At 38.7% G+C, this 15,126-nt stretch carries 16 protein-coding genes; 8 read left to right on the forward strand and 8 right to left on the reverse strand.

What is annotated here, in order from left to right:
* Window positions 1-11: 11 nt before the first annotated feature.
* Window positions 12-989, reverse strand: coding sequence for an All-trans-nonaprenyl-diphosphate synthase (sdsA, locus tag J663_RS15615; RefSeq protein ID WP_003655412.1), 978 nt, complete (start codon window positions 987-989; stop codon window positions 12-14).
* A gap of 443 nt (window positions 990-1,432) precedes the next feature.
* Between sdsA and rplU the strand changes: the two genes are divergently transcribed.
* From rplU to J663_RS15650, 7 genes are all read left to right on the forward strand, one after another.
* Window positions 1,433-1,744, forward strand: a complete 312-nt coding sequence (gene rplU / locus J663_RS15620; protein WP_000271409.1) for a 50S ribosomal protein L21 — start codon at window positions 1,433-1,435, stop codon at window positions 1,742-1,744.
* A gap of 18 nt (window positions 1,745-1,762) precedes the next feature.
* Window positions 1,763-2,020 carry a 50S ribosomal protein L27 gene (gene rpmA, locus J663_RS15625; protein ID WP_002116037.1) on the forward strand — a complete coding sequence of 86 codons (258 nt, stop codon included), beginning with the start codon at window positions 1,763-1,765 and terminating at the stop codon, window positions 2,018-2,020.
* Between the two features lie 239 nt (window positions 2,021-2,259).
* The gene (gene lolA / locus J663_RS15630; RefSeq protein WP_004789378.1) at window positions 2,260-2,955 is read left to right on the forward strand and encodes an outer membrane lipoprotein chaperone LolA; all 696 of its coding nucleotides are present in this window, start codon (window positions 2,260-2,262) and stop codon (window positions 2,953-2,955) included.
* Window positions 2,956-3,071: 116 nt separating this feature from the next.
* Window positions 3,072-3,872, forward strand: coding sequence for an RsiV family protein (locus tag J663_RS15635; RefSeq protein WP_017400195.1), 801 nt, complete (start codon window positions 3,072-3,074; stop codon window positions 3,870-3,872).
* A gap of 118 nt (window positions 3,873-3,990) precedes the next feature.
* Window positions 3,991-5,262: a serine--tRNA ligase gene (gene serS, locus J663_RS15640; protein ID WP_005072887.1), complete on the forward strand. Its 1,272-nt coding sequence runs from the start codon at window positions 3,991-3,993 to the stop codon at window positions 5,260-5,262.
* Window positions 5,263-5,329: 67 nt separating this feature from the next.
* Entirely contained in the window at window positions 5,330-6,703 is a 1,374-nt protein-coding gene (gene cysG / locus J663_RS15645) for a siroheme synthase CysG (protein WP_005072889.1), read from the forward strand.
* Between the two features lie 43 nt (window positions 6,704-6,746).
* Window positions 6,747-7,220 carry a tRNA (cytidine(34)-2'-O)-methyltransferase gene (locus tag J663_RS15650; RefSeq protein ID WP_005072891.1) on the forward strand — a complete coding sequence of 158 codons (474 nt, stop codon included), beginning with the start codon at window positions 6,747-6,749 and terminating at the stop codon, window positions 7,218-7,220.
* 63 nt (window positions 7,221-7,283) lie between these two features.
* Here J663_RS15650 and J663_RS15655 read toward each other — a convergent pair whose 3' ends face one another.
* Window positions 7,284-7,664 (reverse strand): winged helix-turn-helix transcriptional regulator, encoded by a 381-nt coding sequence (locus tag J663_RS15655; RefSeq protein ID WP_002116344.1) that lies wholly within the window; start codon window positions 7,662-7,664, stop codon window positions 7,284-7,286.
* Window positions 7,665-7,781: 117 nt separating this feature from the next.
* Between J663_RS15655 and J663_RS15660 the strand changes: the two genes are divergently transcribed.
* Window positions 7,782-8,342: a flavodoxin family protein gene (locus J663_RS15660; RefSeq protein ID WP_033850806.1), complete on the forward strand. Its 561-nt coding sequence runs from the start codon at window positions 7,782-7,784 to the stop codon at window positions 8,340-8,342.
* A 39-nt stretch (window positions 8,343-8,381) separates the two neighbouring features.
* Here the strand turns inward: J663_RS15660 and J663_RS15665 are convergent, their stop codons facing one another.
* The 6 genes from J663_RS15665 to rpoD form a co-directional block, all read right to left on the reverse strand.
* Window positions 8,382-9,767 (reverse strand): APC family permease, encoded by a 1,386-nt coding sequence (locus J663_RS15665; RefSeq protein ID WP_014207482.1) that lies wholly within the window; start codon window positions 9,765-9,767, stop codon window positions 8,382-8,384.
* A 265-nt stretch (window positions 9,768-10,032) separates the two neighbouring features.
* Window positions 10,033-11,217 carry an iron-containing alcohol dehydrogenase gene (locus tag J663_RS15670; protein WP_033850808.1) on the reverse strand — a complete coding sequence of 395 codons (1,185 nt, stop codon included), beginning with the start codon at window positions 11,215-11,217 and terminating at the stop codon, window positions 10,033-10,035.
* Window position 11,218: 1 nt separating this feature from the next.
* Window positions 11,219-11,752: a hypothetical protein gene (locus J663_RS15675; protein WP_005072911.1), complete on the reverse strand. Its 534-nt coding sequence runs from the start codon at window positions 11,750-11,752 to the stop codon at window positions 11,219-11,221.
* A gap of 81 nt (window positions 11,753-11,833) precedes the next feature.
* Window positions 11,834-12,487, reverse strand: coding sequence for a lipoyl(octanoyl) transferase LipB (gene lipB / locus J663_RS15680; protein WP_005064548.1), 654 nt, complete (start codon window positions 12,485-12,487; stop codon window positions 11,834-11,836).
* Between the two features lie 202 nt (window positions 12,488-12,689).
* A complete protein-coding gene (locus J663_RS15685; RefSeq protein WP_002116017.1) occupies window positions 12,690-12,977 on the reverse strand; it encodes a YbeD family protein in 288 nt (95 codons plus the stop codon).
* Window positions 12,978-13,074: 97 nt separating this feature from the next.
* Window positions 13,075-14,958: an RNA polymerase sigma factor RpoD gene (rpoD, locus tag J663_RS15690; protein ID WP_033850809.1), complete on the reverse strand. Its 1,884-nt coding sequence runs from the start codon at window positions 14,956-14,958 to the stop codon at window positions 13,075-13,077.
* Between the last annotated feature and the right edge of the window lie 168 nt (window positions 14,959-15,126).

The following is a 15,126-nucleotide window of genomic DNA, read 5'->3' on the forward strand; positions in this document are numbered from 1 at the left end:
CAAAATAATATCTATTGTATTCGATGTAACGCAAGCTGAGTTAAGTTAATCAAAGCCTGACGATATGGTGTATCGGGTAGGTTTGATAAAGCTTGCAGTGCTGCTTCTGTTTCTTCTTGGGCACGTTGGTGACAATAATCTAAAGCACCAGACTTCTGTACAATTTCTATAACTTGAGATAATTGATCCACTCCACCAGTTGCGATACTGCGACGAATAATCGCATGCTCATCACCTGTTGAGTGTGCTAATGCAGAAATTAACGGTAAAGTTGGCTTACCTTCCATTAAATCATCACCAATATTTTTACCTAATGTTTCAGCATCTGAAGTGTAGTCTAAAATATCATCAATAATTTGGAATGCATTACCAAAATGGCCAGCAAATAATCTCAAAGGTTCACGATACGCTTCTTGTCCTGCCAAAATAGCAGCGCCTTCTGTAGCCAGTTCAAACAGACGAGAAGTTTTACCGTGAATAATTTTTAAATAAGTTTCTTCTGTTGTATCTGGTTGATGTTGCGATTGAAGTTGTAATACTTCACCTTCCGCAATTTCACATGTACCTGTTGAAAAGTCTTTCAATAAAGTCATGTTGTTTAAATCGACCAGTAAATCGAAAGCACGTGCAATGAGGAAGTCACCGACTAATACGGCTGTCTGATTGTTCCATGTCGCATTTGCTGTAGGTCGACCACGACGAAGCCCAGATTCATCTACCACATCATCATGGACTAATGTCGCGGTATGCAACATTTCAATGATTGCAGCCAGACGCTGTGCGTTTGCCATGTTATCTAGGCCACATGCGCGAGCAGCGAGTAAGCACATGATTGGGCGCATACGTTTTCCGCCAGCTTCAACAACATGTTTGCTGACAGACATGACTAAACCGACTTTTGAGCTAATTCCTTCATTAATCAAGTGATCCATCGCAGCAAAGTCTGAGGCAACAGGCGCAAGAATGTCTTGCTTGAAATCGATGACCATATGAAGAAAAACCCCGTATTGGTAGATAAGTGGCGTTAGTGTATCAAGTAAAGGTGTGTTGCACAGGTTAACAAGTGGCTGATATTAATCATTTCTATTGTCTTTATGCGTTCTTTGTTCTTTATTTAAGCAAAACATGATATTTCCGGCAAAACAATAAATTTAATGACATCAGCATTAATACAACTTGTTCTTGTCGCAATTTGTGTCTGGAACTGTATTTTAATTTTCATTCAGAATCAATGAAAACTGCTAAATTCCAATCTAAGCTGTTTGTTGATTTTGTAAAAATAGGGCAATAGACTTTACTGATAAATAGAAAATACTTGTCGTTTGATCAAATTTCACTTAAAATCTGTCGCCTTATATAACCCCAGTGGCGAGCGTTTTAAGATCGATATATCCCTTATCGGCACGTCGACACGGGCTAATTGGAGTACATTATGTACGCAGTAATCCAAAGCGGTGGTAAACAGCACCGTGTAGTTGAGGGTGAAACCCTTAAAGTTGAATTATTGAAAGCTGAATCTGGCGCGACTATTACATTTGATGATGTATTAATGGTTGTAAACGGTGACAACATTCAAATCGGTGCTCCAGTTGTAGCTGGCGCTAAAGTAACTGCAGAAGTGATTGGTCATGGTCGTCACGACAAAATCCGCATCATCAAAATGCGTCGTCGTAAACACTACCGTAAACAACAAGGTCACCGTCAATGGTTCACTGAGTTGAAAATTACTGGTATTTCAGGCTAATCACGAGGAGTAAGAGACATGGCAACTAAAAAAGCCGGTGGATCGACGAAGAACGGTCGTGATTCAAACCCAAAAATGTTAGGTGTTAAAGTTTACGGCGGTCAAGCTGTAACTGCTGGTAACATCATCGTTCGTCAACGTGGTACAGAGTTCCACGCTGGTGCAAATGTTGGTATGGGCCGTGACCATACTTTATTTGCTACTGCTGACGGCGTAGTAAAATTCGAAGTGAAGGGTCAATTTGGCCGTCGCTACGTAAAAGTTGAAACTGTATAAGTTTTAGCTCGAAAAAAGCCCACATTTTGTGGGCTTTTTTTATGGCATTTATTTTTATTCATCTTCATCATGATGAATGAAATTCTACAAACAACATGAATAACATAACAAAATATCTTATTTTCTCAATGATTAGCACAGAGTTTGTCGGTTAATATGAGTCTTGAATTAAGAGCTTACTCAGTTTCATAACTTTGAAAGAGAGTAAGTTGTCTTACAGCAACTAAAAAGGTGATGACATGAATATGCTTCGTAAAACTATGTGTGCTATTACACTTAGCGCGTCAGTGCTTGCTCCTGTAATGAGTACTACAGTGTTTGCTGCGCCTGTAGCAGCACCGGAGCAACAGGCAATTGGGAACCTGGTTAATCAGTTATCAGGTTTACAGCGTTTGACTGCCGACTTTGAACAAACAACTAAAGCCAATACAAAAACTGTGGCACAGAAAAAGAGTTTAAGTGCACAGCATATGAACCAGACATTTAAAGGCTCAATGAAAGTTGAGCGTCCGGGGAAATTTTATTGGGAAACAGTAAGTCCTGCTAAACAAACTATTGTAACGAGCGGAAAAACAGTTTGGATCTATGATCCAGATTTACAACAAGCGGTCCGCCAAAGCTTAGATGATCAGGTTGCAGATACACCAGCATTATTACTCTCTGGTAATACCAACCAAATCATGAAGTCTTATCGTGTAACACAACCTGATAAATCTAAACTTTATTTCACATTATTCCCTAAGAAAGAAGATGGGGCATTCCAAAGCTTAACGATTAGCTTTGGAGCAAATAAAGCGCCTACACTTATGGTATTACAAGACTCATTAGGTCAAACCACCTATGTACGCTTTAAGAACGTTAAAGTAAATGCTTCAATTCCGGCATCAGTCTTTAACTTTACACCGCCAAAGGGTACGGATGTTATTGACCAATAATTAAAGCCTCTTCAAAAAAGCTACCGTAAAAGGTAGCTTTTTTTATATCAGAGAAACAGATACATTTTTTAACCCCGTCTTATTCTTACGCTTTGTATAGTGTTAGAGATAAATTCATGGGGATTATTATGCGACTTTACGATAAGAAAATTATTTGTATTCTTCCATTAATGGCTGCAATGGCAATTGTGACTGGTTGCCAACCAAAGTCGGCAGCCAAAGAAGAGCAGGCTGCTTCGACTGCAAAAGTTAAAGAAACGAAAGAGGCTGGTGTTCCTGTAATTCAAGCAAAAGTAATTCCAGTAAAATTGCCAAAATCAAAAGTTTGCTTAGAAGATGGTTGTACTGAGTATGATTTTCAAACAGTACAGACCAATCAAAAATGGATTAATGATTACTTCACCAATCGTATAAAGAAAGCAGATCCGAATGCTTTTGCAAATTTAGCCGATCAACCAGTTGAAGTACCTGAAGGTGAACCAAGTTCAAGTCAGAGTGCAATTTATGTTCGCTATTTAGGGCAAAACTATAACCTTGCCACCTTTGCATTACAGACTTATTCGTACTCAGCTGGTGCTGCACACGGCATGTCTCATCAAGAATTTGTAAATTTTGATTTATTAAATAAAAAGCACATTACTGTTGCTGAACTTATTCAGCCAGATGTTGAAAAACAGTTGGTTGATGCTCTTTTTGAAGCAAATACGAATTGGCTTCAAACACACAATATTAGCCGTGAAAAACTGCAATTAAGCGATAATTTCTACTATGGCGCTAATGGCATTGTATTTGTCTATCCAATTTATGAGCTAGCTTCATATGCAGAGGGAATGTCTGAATTAACACTGCCATATTTTGAAGCGGGTAAGTTCATTAAACCTGAGTATTTGCCAAGTGTGCCAAACTATAACTTTTAAAATAAGTGATCTATTCTAAGAATTGTGTGAAAGCTATTCGTTATGAAGATGATCACTATATTTTTTAGTGTTAAGGCCTTACACTATAGCCAGTTTTTTACCCATATTATGATTGATTATGATCGACCCTAAGTTACTCAGAAATAATATTGAAGCCGTTAATGCGGCTTTGGCAAAACGCGGTGTTCAATTAGATGTTCAAGAATGGGCTTCTTTAGAAACTCGTCGTAAAGATTTGCAATCAAAAACTGAAAAATTGCAGGCAGAACGTAATGCCGGTGCAAAACAAGTGGGTCAGATTAAAAAATCCGGTGGTGATGCTTCTGAGATCATGGCGCGTATGCAAGCCATTGGTGATGAAATTAAAGCTGCTGAAGTTGCTTTGTCAGAGTTACAAAACGAGATTGAACAAAAAGCGCTGAGTATTCCTAACTTACCAGATGAGTCTGTTCCTGCTGGTAAAGATGAAGATGACAACGTTGAAATCTCAAAATGGGGTACGCCTCGTCAGTTTGATTTTGAAATCAAAGATCATACTGATTTAGGTGAGTGGATGGGTGGTTTAGAGTTTGAAACCGCTACTAAATTGACTGGTTCACGTTTTAGCGTATTGAAAGGTTCTTTAGCACGCCTACAACGTGCATTAACACAGTTCATGCTTGATACCCATACTTTAAAGAATGGCTATACAGAAGCTTACGTGCCTTATTTGGTCAATGCTGATTCACTTCGTGGTACTGGTCAGTTGCCAAAATTTGAAGAAGATTTATTCAAACTTCAAGGTGAAAAAGAATATTACCTCATCCCTACAGCAGAAGTTCCAGTTACTAACTTCGTTCGCGATGAGATTATTGATACCGAACGTTTGCCTTTAAAATATGCAGCGCATACGCCATGTTTCCGTAGTGAAGCTGGTTCTTATGGTCGTGATACCCGTGGTTTAATTCGTCAGCATCAATTTGATAAAGTTGAGATGGTGCAAATCGTTAAACCTGAAACATCTATGCAAGCACTTGAAGAGCTTACTGCACATGCTGAGGGCATTTTGCAGGCACTAGGTTTGCCATACCGCAAGATTTTGCTTTGTGGTGGTGACATGGGCTTTGGTGCAACTAAGACTTACGACTTAGAAGTTTGGGTTCCAAGCCAAAATACTTATCGTGAAATCTCTAGCTGCTCTAATATGGGTGATTTTCAGGCACGCCGCATGAAAGCACGCTACAGAATGGATCAAAAGAAGACCGAATTGGTGCACACACTAAATGGTTCAGGTCTGGCAGTTGGACGTACTTTGCTTGCTGTAATGGAAAATTACCAACGTGAAGACGGTTCTATCGAGATTCCAGAAGTATTACGCCCATATATGGGTGGTGCAACGTTTATTGACTAAGCTTTGCATCTAAATTGTGCACGGTTTTTGCTTAACCCAAATCAGATGATTAATGTAGAGGTTTAAGGTGGATATTTTTCCAATCTCTTTAAAGTTGCAACAGCAACATTGTCTGATTGTAGGTGGTGGGCATATTGCTTTGCGCAAAGCAAACCTTTTAGCCAAAGCGGGAGCAGTAATCGATATTATTGCTCCTGCAATTGAAGAGCAGCTTTTACAGTTAGTCAAAACGACAGGCGGAGAGTATTTTGCCGAGTCCTTTGCTGAAAAAATATTAAATACACCATATCGATTAGTGATTGCTGCAACTAATGATGCGCAAGTGAATAAAGCTGTTTTTGAACAATGTGAAGCGCGTAATTTATTGGTCAATAGTGTTGATGATATTCCACATTGTCGCTTTATGGTTCCAGCTATTATTGATCGTTCTCCGTTAATTATTTCTGTCGCTTCAAATGGTGCATCACCAGTTTTATCAAGACAACTTCGTACTCAAATAGAAACAATTGTTCCGCATGGCATGGGTAAGTTGGCTGAGTTTTCTGGTCAGTGGCGTAAGCAGGTAAAAGAAAAAATTCCCAATCCAGATGAGCGTCGGATTTTTTGGGAAAACCTCTATGCTAGCCCATTGAAAGAACAAGTTTTCAATGACAATTTAGAAGTTGCAAATGGTTTGATTCAGCAAGCCTTAACAGAATGGACTGCACCTAAAGGTGAAGTTTATTTGGTAGGCGCTGGACCGGGTGATCCAGAGTTACTGACACTAAAAGCATTACGTCTTATGCAGCAAGCTGATGTTGTGATTTATGATCGTCTTGTTTCTGCGCCCATTTTAGAGCTTTGCCGTCGTGATGCGACTAAAATTTATGTCGGTAAAGCCCGTTCAAATCACTCCGTTCCCCAAGATGGTATTAATGCTTTACTGGTTGAATATGCTCAAAAAGGAAAGCGTGTTTGTCGTTTAAAGGGTGGTGATCCATTTATCTTTGGACGTGGTGGTGAAGAGATTCAAGAGCTCGTTGAGGCGAATGTCACTTTCCAAGTTGTACCAGGTATAACAGCAGCATCAGGCTGTTCAGCTTATGCGGGCATTCCATTAACACATCGTGATTATGCACAAAGTGTTCGTTTCTTAACTGGGCATTTAAAGGAAGGTTCACCTGAACTTCCTTGGAATGAGCTGGTTTATGAAAATCAAACTTTGGTTTTATATATGGGGCTAGTTGGTTTAGAACGCATTTGTGAGCAACTTATTGCTCATGGTCAACGTGCTGATATGCCAGTAGCTTTAATCTCTAAAGGAACCACACCAGACCAGAAAGTTGTAGTTGGAACATTAGCTGATATCGCAACAAAAGTGTCTGAACATCATATTGTAGCACCAACTTTAACCATTATTGGTGAAGTGGTGAATTTACGTGAACAGTTAAAATGGCAATAAGTTCATTTGAGTTTATTGCTGGTTATTAAAGTCGAGAAAATTTGTGATTCATGTTGTCCTATACGAGCCTGAAATTCCTGCCAATACAGGCAATATCATTCGTTTATGTGCTAATACTGGTGCACAGTTACATTTGGTCAAGCCTTTAGGTTTTGAATTGGATGATAAAAAGCTCAAACGAGCAGGTCTTGATTATCATGAATGGGCACGTATGCAAATTTGGGACAACATAGAACTTTGCCTTGCCGACTTGAAAGCTAAAGGGGTTGAGCATGTTTTTCCACTCACCACTAAAGGTTCTGCAACTCCGCATACAGTTGATTTGAATCGACCTGTGGCTTTACTGATGGGGCCGGAAACACGCGGTTTGCCTGAGCATGTTCGCTTGATGTTTCCACAAGAACAGTGGATTCGTTTGCCAATGGCGGAAAACTCAAGAAGTTTAAATTTATCTAATGCAACAGCTGTGATTGTTTATGAAGCATGGCGTCAGCAGGGTTTTAAAGACTTAGGATAAGTTAATAGTTTTTAAATAAAAATAAGGCCACAGTTGTGGCCTTATTTTTTTATATAAATCCAATTAAGCCTGTTCTAGCACTTTTTCATCATAAGTCATTTGGGCTGCTAAAACCTGTTCAATATTGGTTTCGGCCCATTCCTTTAATTGGAACGCCATTGAAGCGACATTTTGCCCCAGAGAAGTTAGTGAGTAATCAACACGAATAGGAGAAGTATTTTGAATTTTACGCTCAATAAAACCGTCTCTTTCCAGCATTTTTAACTTCTGTGATAAGACTTTAGGTGAAATACCTTGAATATTCTTTTTGAGCAAGTTGAAGTGCTGAGTTTCCTCTTCAAGCACATTTAAAATTAATAAAACCCACTTATCTGCAATTTTTTCAAAAAATAAACGAGCAGGGCAATGTTGTTGAAAAACATTATATTTTAGACATTCATTCATACTATTTACCTGCTAATTTCTTAAAAAATTACCATAGTTACCAGTTAGTAACTAATTGACACCTAGTTTCTAAAATATATCATAAAGTGGAATTTAATAAAACAAAGGTTTGCTCCCATGTCTAACTCTAATATCGCGGTTGTATATTTCTCTGGTTATGGCCACACTAAAGTAGTGGCTGAAACGTTTGCAAACGAAATTAATGCTCAGCTCATCCAAATTGATCAAGAAGGTAATATTACTGAACAAGATTGGCATACATTAAATGATGCGAAGGGGATTGTTTTTGGTGCTCCGACTTATATGGGTACAGCACCATGGCAGTTTAAAAAGTTTGCTGATGCAACATCAAAAGTTTGGTTTACACGTGGTTGGCAAGATAAAGTATTTGCAGGCTTCACAAACAGCGCGAGCTTAAATGGGGATAAGCAGGTTACGCTTATTCAATTACAGACTTTAGCATCGCAACATGGTGGAATTTGGGTGAGCCTTGGTTTATTACCAGCGAATACAAAAGATGCAACACGTGAAGATGTAAATAACTTAGGTGGTTCAGTTGGACTTTTAGTTCAATCACCTTCTGATGCAAGTGTAGAGGAAGTCCCTGCTGGAGACCTTGAAACAGCGAAACTCTATGCTCAACGTGTACAAAATATTGTGAACAAAATTTTTGGTTAATTTGACCATAAAAAAAGGCGCTTTAAGCGCCTTTTTTTATTATTCGTGTTCATTATGCTGTGGAGCATTATATTTGAAACCTTTGGTTTTGTAGGCCAAATAACCTACACCAATAACGGCCCAAGCTAAGCCAATTTGTAAGGCAAGCTTATCAATTTCTAGCCACATCATAAACACACTGGCAAAACCAAGTGTTGGTATAACAATATAGTTGATGATGTCTTTAAACGTTTTGTTCTTGCCATCTCTTAATGCATAGCGAGAAATAACAGAGAAGTTAACAAAACTAAAGGCGGTTAAAGCACCAAAACTAATTAAGTTGACAATATGCTCAAGATCTAAGAAACCAGCAGATAAGGCAACTACACCTACAATAAGAATGTTGTAAGTTGGAGTATGTAATTTTGGACTAATATGACCAAATAATTTCTTATTGATTACACCGTCACGTCCCATTACATACATTAAACGAGATACACCAGCATGAGCAGAGATACCTGATGCCATAACAGCAACTACAGCAAAATATAAAACCAAAGTTTTAAACGCAATACTACCAATCGCAGCAACCATCACAGGCTGTGATTCATCCAGAGGGTTAAAGTAAGTATTTGGGTTACTAGGGAAATATAATTGGATGAAGTAAGTACTTACAATGAAAATAATACCTGCAAGTAATGCTGTCGTAAAAATAGCTTTTGGCAGCGTTTTCTCCGCATCTTTTGTTTCTTCAGCAAGAGAAGATAAAGCATCAAACCCTGTGAAAGAGAAGCAGAGTACAGTTGCACCAGCAATTAAAGCACTTACGGATGTCATGTCGTTCCAAAAAGGAGTTAATGACCACAAGGCAGCTTTATCTGGATTTAAAGTTCCATCTGCATATACACCTTGAGTGAGTAAAATGTATACCTGATAAACGAAATAAAAAATTACGCCAAGCTGAATAATAACGATTGTACTGTTAAAGCGTGCGACAAAACGTGCACCAAATAAGTTAATAACAGTCATTAGGGTGGTTAAACCAATCACCCATAACCAGTTATTTACCTCTGGAAAAAGAGCTCTTAGATAAATATCTGCCAAAATAATATTAACAAGCGGTGACAGTAAATAGTCTAACCAAGAAGACCAACCCACCATAAAACCAACATTAGGGTGAATTGATTTTTGAGCATACGTATAAGCTGACCCAGAAGAAGGGTAGCGCTTAATCATATGTCCATAACTGATCGATGTTAATAAAATTGCGACTAATGCAAAGATGTAGGAAGTTGGTACATGACCGCCACTTCGCTCTGATACTAAACCAAAAGTATCGAATAACGTTAATGGCTGAATATAAGCTAAACCAATAATAATAATGTGCCAAAGCACAAGATTCTTTTGAAGTTTAGCTGTTGGTTTAGTCCCAGATAAATTTGTCAACGGCGTTATCCTCATAATCGTTGATCAAGGATCAGCTTGGTGTTAAGGATCGTTTGAGACGAACGATCCCCCCTACAGAAAAAGATAAAGTGCGCCAATCTATCCTAAATTGATGCAAATTGTCAGTACTTTCATCGATTTTTTAGCAAATTTTTTGCCATATTTCCAAATAAAAAGATGAATAAAAATTCACAGTGATAAAAAAGACCTGATTTTATATAAAAATCAGGTCTTTAGATTTAAGTCTCGAGTTTAACCTATCGAATTACCATGCCTTTTCTAAGATCTCTCGGATATCTTTTAGGCTTGCTTCTTTAGGGTTGTAAATAATTGAGCCGTCATTTAGTGCTTTTTCTGCAACTTCATCGAGCTGTGCTTCCGTTACTTTGCCAGTTTCACGTAAAGTACGTGGTAACTTGGTTAAAGTAAATAAACGATCACGCATTGCTAAAATTGTTGCAATCGCTCTGTCTGCACGTTGAGTTGCTGGAGTTTGTGCATAGATATCAGCACCAGCTAACGGCAATAGTAATTCACCAATTTTCTGGCCATTTACCTGCTTATTATATTCAAGCACATACGGTAAGAATAAATTCATGCATAAACCGTGGGGCAGGTGAGCAACAGCACCTAAAGCATGACCTAAGGAATGTACAAGGCCTACCATTGAGTTTGAGAATGCAATACCTGCCATTGTAGAGGCTTGTGCTAGTTCTAAACGACCTTGTGAGTCATTTGGGTTTTCTAGGACATTAAATAGGTTTTCACTAATCTTTTTAATTCCAGCACTTGCATAAGCATCGCTGAGTGGATTGGCAGCCATACATGTATATGCTTCAACACAATGTGTTAAGGCATCCATACCTGTCATTGCAGTTAAATGAGGTGGCAATGTAAGTGTCATGCGTGGATCTAAAATCGCTGCATGTGGCATTAAGTAATAAGAAGCAAATGCCAATTTAACATTCTTTTGCGTATCTGAAACCACGGCAACCATAGTCACTTCAGATCCCGTACCTGATGTAGTTGGGATTACGAAAAATGGTTTTAATGGTTTTGGTAGGTTGTGTGCACCAGAATATTGAAGTAAGTCATCTCCACCTTCAGATACTAAAATGTTAGTTGCTTTAGAAGTATCGATAACTGAACCACCACCTACAGCAATAATCGCATCGCATTTATTCTTGCGATAAGCTTCTGCTGCAAGACGAACGACTTCTAAACTTGAGTCTGGTGGAACATCATCAAACACATGACCAATGACAGCATCAGTTGTACTGAACGCAGCTTCAATCGGGTTGAGTAGGCCATTTGCGCGCACACCTTTATCTGTAATAATGAGCGGACGTTTTGCACCTAAAGTCGCAAGTTCAAACGGAATATGTTCTAACGCAGCATTACCGGCAATGACTTTTACAGGACAAAAGAATTCGTAATATGGTTTAGCCATGTTATGCGCTCCGCTTGAAATAGGACTTAGCTACTTTTAAGTAAATATTTGCAGCTTCGTTGAATTTTTCTTTTAAGGTGAGTTCGGTTGGGTATTCTTTGACTGCAAGAGACGCAACCAATTTAGGTAAAATGAGAGATTCCATTTTATTTAGACAGCGTACTAAGCGAATGGCAGCAGATACATCACCATCAGCAATCATTCGGTCATTAGCAAATGCTTGGGCAGTACTTTCTTGAAAAGAAAATACTAAAAAGGCATGAGTTACATGTTTGAATGTAATAGTTAAGTCTGGCTTTCTTTCAGCTCTTTTGAGTAGCTCTAACTGTTTGTCTTCTGTGACTCGAGCAAAAAATGCTGGTCCATTTGGGAAAACATTCATTGAAAGTACAAAGTGAACAGGAAATTTAGATACTTCCTCTTGTATTTCAGTGTCCACTTGACTTGCCATGACTAAGCCACGACCAACAACATCCATCATGAGCTTAACGTAGGCAAGTTGCAGAGTAGGCTTTACAGCTTTTGTCGAAATCACTCGCGTATCCCTTGTTAAAATTATGCAAAAGCAAATTTAGAGTAATTACTCTAATCCATTTTTATTTCATCGCAAAGCGATTTATTCGGTTTTGACTTCTGGGTCATTAAAGTACCCCGTGTTCTTAATATACTCAATAAAGTCTTGGCAAAGTTGAGTGAATGATGGATAAGGAGTCACCAAATCTTGTATACGCACCATTTCTAAGCCTGCGTAACCGCAAGGATTAATAGTTTGGAACCCATCTAAAGCACAGTCCAAGTTTAATGCTAATCCATGATAGCTACGGCCACGACGAATTTTAAAGCCTAAGGAACCAATCTTACGGCCATCGACATATACTCCTGGAGCATCAGGCTTAGCATACGCTTCAATTCCGTATTTTTTTAAAACATCTATCATGAATTGTTCAGCAAAACTGACCAATGTTCGTACGTTCCATTTTAGACGATTAAGATCAAACATGAAGTAAGCAACAAGTTGACCAGGTCCATGCCAAGTCACTTGTCCACCACGGTCAGTTTGCACTACAGGAATATCTGATGAAATTAGGATGTGTTCAGGTTTACCAGCTTGACCTTGAGTTAAAACATTATGATGTTGAAGTAACCATAACTCATCAGGCGTATCTTGATCTCGCTCATTTGTTAAGAGTTTCATGGTTTCAAACTTGCTTTGATAATCTTGTAAATCGTTCCATTGCCGAATGATTAAGTTAGGTTTATCAAGGCTCATCACAATCTCTTCCTATAATTAGTTTATGCGGCGCCCAGTTAATATCTACTAGATAAAAGCCGAAAACCTTGTAATTTTAAAGGATTTTATAAAAGGAATTCTAAATATTTGTAAGGTTTTTCGTGGTAGGAAGTTTTTAAAATTTCCAAAAAAATACCACAGTAAGAATGCCTGACTGTGGTATTTATTGAAGAACTTAAAATTAAAGCGCAGTTCTAATCTGCGGACAAGCAGCCAAGTCAGCATAAAGTGCATGAACTTGTTCCAATTCTTCAAAGCGCAATTGTGCTGTTAAAGAATGATACTTGCCGGTGCGAGATTCTTGAACTTTTAATGTTGAGTGGTCGAAGTCTGGAAAATGTTTTACCAAAATATCGACTACAGCAACACGTAATTCTTCACCCGCATCGCCAATAAGTTTAATTGGATAATCCATCGGAAATACCCAAAGATGTTCTTGTAGTTCGCGAGATGGAGTGCGGTCTAACATAAGTTACCTCATGATTTGAAACGCCTGCATTATCGCAGGCGTTTATAGCTCTTTCTATTAAATGGGGCTTGGTTTTGAAATTTCAAGCTTTCAAAACTTAGTCATTTTCCAAGAAAGAACGTAAATGTTCAGAACGAGAAGGGTGACGTAATTTACGTAATGCTTTCGCTTCAATCTGACGGATACGTTCACGTGTTACGTCAAATTGTTTACCTACTTCTTCAAGTGTGTGATCGGTTGGCATATCAATACCAAAACGCATCTTCAATACTTTTGCTTCACGTTCAGTTAAGTTTTCCAATACTTCACGAGTTGCTTCTTTTAAGCCTTCTGAAGTCGCAGCATCAATTGGAGAAGTGATGTTTTGATCTTCAATGAAATCCCCAAGATGTGAATCTTCATCATCACCAATAGGTGTTTCCATCGAAATCGGTTCTTTAGCAATTTTAAGTACTTTACGAACCTTAACCTCATCCATTTCTAAACGTTCACCTAATTCTTCAGGTGTTGGTTCACGGCCCATTTCTTGTAACAATTGACGAGATACACGGTTGATCTTGTTAATCGTTTCAATCATGTGTACTGGAATACGAATCGTACGAGCCTGATCGGCAATTGAACGAGTAATCGCCTGACGAATCCACCAAGTTGCATAAGTCGAGAATTTATAACCACGACGGTATTCAAACTTGTCTACGGCTTTCATCAAACCAATGTTCCCTTCTTGAATCAAGTCAAGGAACTGTAAACCACGGTTGGTATATTTTTTCGCAATTGAAATTACCAAACGGAGGTTGGCTTCCACCATTTCTTTCTTAGCGCGACGTGCTTTCGCTTCGCCAATCGCCATACGTTTCGAGATATCTTTAATTTCAGCAACGCTTAAACTAAGCTCTTTCTCAATATCTGCAATCTTTTGTTGGAATGCTAAAACATCTGGACGAACTTTTTCTAAATGCGCCTTGATTTCAGCAGGTGCTTTAGCAATTTGTTCATCTAACCAAGCTGGATTAGATTCTTGTTTAGGGAAAGATGTACGGAATTGAGTACGGTCCATACGGCCACGACGTACTGCATAACGCATGATTTCACGTTCATTGGCACGAATTTGCTCATGTGTACCACGAATCATTTCAGAGATGATGTCAAATAAACGTGGTGTAAATTTAAACATCATGAACACAGTAGCTAAAGCTTCTAAAGCTTCTTCAGCCTCTGGACTGTTACGACCATGTTTTTCAACAACAGCTTTTGTTTTAGCCCAAGCAGCTTCTAGTTCAGTAAAACGAACTTTTGCAACCTCAGGGTCTGGACCTGAATCGCCTTCAGAGTCATCATCACCTTCAGACTCTTCTTCTTCATCGTCATCATCAAGCTTAACTTCTTTCGTTGATTTTGAAGATGATTCGTCTTCTTCAAGTTCTTCAACTTCTTCTAAAACTTCTGGAATATCTTCATCAGTTTCAGGATCGAGGTAGCCTGATAAAATATCTGCAAGACGGCGTTCGCCAGTTAAAAAATCATTATATTCTTTTAATACAACTTCAACAGCATTTGGCCAGTAAGCAATTGAATTAAGGACATCACGGATACCTTCTTCAATACGTTTGGCAATGCTGATTTCACCTTCACGGGTTAACAGTTCAACTGTACCCATTTCACGCATGTACATACGTACAGGATCTGTCGTACGCCCAGGCTCATTTTCAACCGATGCAAGTACGGCAGCAGCTTCTTCTTCAGCAACCTCATCAGTTGCGTCAGCCGACTCACCGAACATGGTATCGTCAGATTCAGGTGCACGCTCGTGTACAGGAATACCAACGTCTTGAAGCATTTGAATAATGTCTTCAATCTGTTCGCTTTCAGTAATCGAGTCCGGCAGATGATCGTTAACCTCAGCGTAAGTTAAGTAACCTTGTTCTTTGCCTCGGCTAATCAGAGCCGCTACTTGAGAAGTAGGGGAATGCATATCGCTCATCTTTGCTTACTCTTTGTTGAATCTGTGGCAGTGAAAAACCGTGCATGATAGCACAATTTGCTTGAAATGTTTTGGCTTTGATCAGTAACCGTTAAATAAAAAATATCTTTGAATTCACGTCTGTTTTTTGAATATTGGGATAAAATCATTTTTTTCAAGCTTAAATCA

Origin of the sequence: Acinetobacter sp. 826659, from assembly GCF_000588515.1 — a bacterium.
Lineage (GTDB): Bacteria > Pseudomonadota > Gammaproteobacteria > Pseudomonadales > Moraxellaceae > Acinetobacter > Acinetobacter pittii.

Bases quoted from the DNA above. Each gene is read 5' to 3' on its own strand.
- J663_RS15635 (WP_017400195.1), top strand. From the start codon at position 3,072: ATGGGGATTATTATGCGACTTTACGATAAGAAAATTATTTGTATTCTT.
- J663_RS15660 (WP_033850806.1), top strand. From the start codon at position 7,782: ATGTCTAACTCTAATATCGCGGTTGTATATTTCTCTGGTTATGGCCAC.
- lipB (WP_005064548.1), bottom strand. From the start codon at position 12,487: ATGAGCCTTGATAAACCTAACTTAATCATTCGGCAATGGAACGATTTA.
- sdsA (WP_003655412.1), bottom strand. From the start codon at position 989: ATGGTCATCGATTTCAAGCAAGACATTCTTGCGCCTGTTGCCTCAGAC.
- lolA (WP_004789378.1), top strand. From the start codon at position 2,260: ATGAATATGCTTCGTAAAACTATGTGTGCTATTACACTTAGCGCGTCA.
- J663_RS15685 (WP_002116017.1), bottom strand. From the start codon at position 12,977: ATGTTAGACCGCACTCCATCTCGCGAACTACAAGAACATCTTTGGGTA.
- rplU (WP_000271409.1), top strand. From the start codon at position 1,433: ATGTACGCAGTAATCCAAAGCGGTGGTAAACAGCACCGTGTAGTTGAG.
- J663_RS15655 (WP_002116344.1), bottom strand. From the start codon at position 7,664: ATGAATGAATGTCTAAAATATAATGTTTTTCAACAACATTGCCCTGCT.
- rpmA (WP_002116037.1), top strand. From the start codon at position 1,763: ATGGCAACTAAAAAAGCCGGTGGATCGACGAAGAACGGTCGTGATTCA.
- serS (WP_005072887.1), top strand. From the start codon at position 3,991: ATGATCGACCCTAAGTTACTCAGAAATAATATTGAAGCCGTTAATGCG.
- rpoD (WP_033850809.1), bottom strand. From the start codon at position 14,958: ATGAGCGATATGCATTCCCCTACTTCTCAAGTAGCGGCTCTGATTAGC.
- J663_RS15670 (WP_033850808.1), bottom strand. From the start codon at position 11,217: ATGGCTAAACCATATTACGAATTCTTTTGTCCTGTAAAAGTCATTGCC.